Source organism: Streptomyces sp. AV19, assembly GCF_015999245.1.
In the GTDB taxonomy this organism is placed as follows: domain Bacteria; phylum Actinomycetota; class Actinomycetes; order Streptomycetales; family Streptomycetaceae; genus Streptomyces.
Genome location: NZ_JAEAMR010000056.1, coordinates 1 through 1,523 on the forward strand (window position 1 = coordinate 1; position 1,523 = coordinate 1,523).

2 protein-coding genes are annotated in these 1,523 nt (G+C 71.0%); both read left to right on the top strand.

All coding sequences use genetic code 11. The features are described 5' to 3' along the window. The first annotated feature begins 153 nt into the window (after positions 1 to 153). Positions 154 to 528 (top strand): hypothetical protein, encoded by a 375-nt coding sequence (locus tag I5Q34_RS33055; RefSeq protein ID WP_199896193.1) that lies wholly within the window; start codon positions 154 to 156, stop codon positions 526 to 528. A gap of 22 nt (positions 529 to 550) precedes the next feature. Next, on the top strand, positions 551 to 1,306 hold the full coding sequence (locus I5Q34_RS33060; protein WP_199896194.1) for an SDR family NAD(P)-dependent oxidoreductase: 756 nt from the start codon (positions 551 to 553) through the stop codon (positions 1,304 to 1,306). Positions 1,307 to 1,523 lie beyond the last annotated feature (217 nt).

Consider the following 1,523-nt stretch of genomic DNA (forward strand, 5'->3'; position numbering starts at 1 on the left):
GCCGCCAAGACCTACGGCTCCATGGACAACGTCAACTCCGCCTACTGATCGATCACGCGGATCACGCACCGCAGAGGGCGGTGGCACCCGAGAGGGGGCCACCGCCCTCCGTGCGTTCCGGCCGAGCCCCTCGGGTAGCGTGCGGGACAGTAAATGATCTTCGACGAAGGGTGGGGCGCGCTCCTCATGATCCGGACGCTCTTCTGCATCGCCGTGACCCAGGAATTCTTCAATGCCGGTGACGAGGAACGCACCGAGGCGATGGAGGCCATCCCCGGCGCGTTCGCCGACCTCGCGGGGCGCTTCGGCGCCACCGTGCTGGGCACCTTCGACGACGACCGCGTGATGGCCGGCGCGTCCACGGGCTGGCCCTGGACCTCGTACATCCTCGCGGACGTGCCCGACCTGGCCGCGGTCGAGGGGATCTGCGGCATCGTCCGCGAGACCCGCCTCGGCGACCGGCGGCTGTGGAAGTACCTGCGGATCGAGGCGCGGGTGGGCCGGCAGCTGTTCTTCGGCAATGCCTGAGCGGGCGGGGAGGGCCGACACGATGCCGTACGAAGCGGAGCTCGACGGGCGGACCGCCCTGATCACCGGCAGCGCCCGGGGTCTGGGACGCGCCCTGGTGCGGGCCTTCCTGGACGCCGGTGCCCGGGTCGTGGCCTGGGACGTGGACGAGGACGCGAACCGGGCGATGGCCGAGGAGGCCGGCACCGCCGGGGAGCGGGTCGTGCCCATGACGTGCGACCTGGCCGACCTCGACGCCCTGACGGACCGCTACCGTGAGGTCCGCGAGCGCTACGGACCGGTGGACATCCTGGTCAACAACGCCGCCCGGGCCCTGCCCAAGACCCTCTGGGACATCACCCCCGCCGAATGGGACCAGGTCTTCGACGTCAACCTGCGGGCCGCGTTCTTCCTCACCCGCGAGGTCACCGGCGACATGCGGACCCGGGGAAGCGGCCGGGTCGTCAACCTCGCCTCCATCGCCGGCCAGGCGCCCCGGCCCACCGGCGCCGCCTACGGCGCGGCCAAGGCCGGACTGATCGCGCTCAGCCGCGTCTTCGCCGCCGAACTCGGGCCCCACGGGATCACCGTCAACACCATCGCCCCCGCCATGATCGACACCCCGATGGTCCGCTCCGTCGGCGAGGACGTCCTGGCCGGGCTGACGGCCCAGGTCCCCGTGGGGCGCATCGCCACGCCCGAGGAGGTGGCGCGGCTGGCCGTCTATCTGGCCGGGCCGCACGCCGGGTTCATCACGGGGGCGACGTACGACATCAACGGCGGCGCGCTGATGCGCTGAAAAGCCCCCGGAAATTGCTCGCGGTGAGTAGCGCCCGTCGGCCGGAGAGTGAGCCGGCGGGCGTCGGCGTGTGAGGCCGGCCATGGGGCGCGCATCACTTACTGCGGTGGTTAGTGATGGCTGTCGGCTCTGTTATGGGAATTCCTGGGTTTTCGGGTGGGCGTGGACGGTGTCCGGTAGTAGGTCACAGTCATTGCCAGGGGTTTTCCGGGCCGCT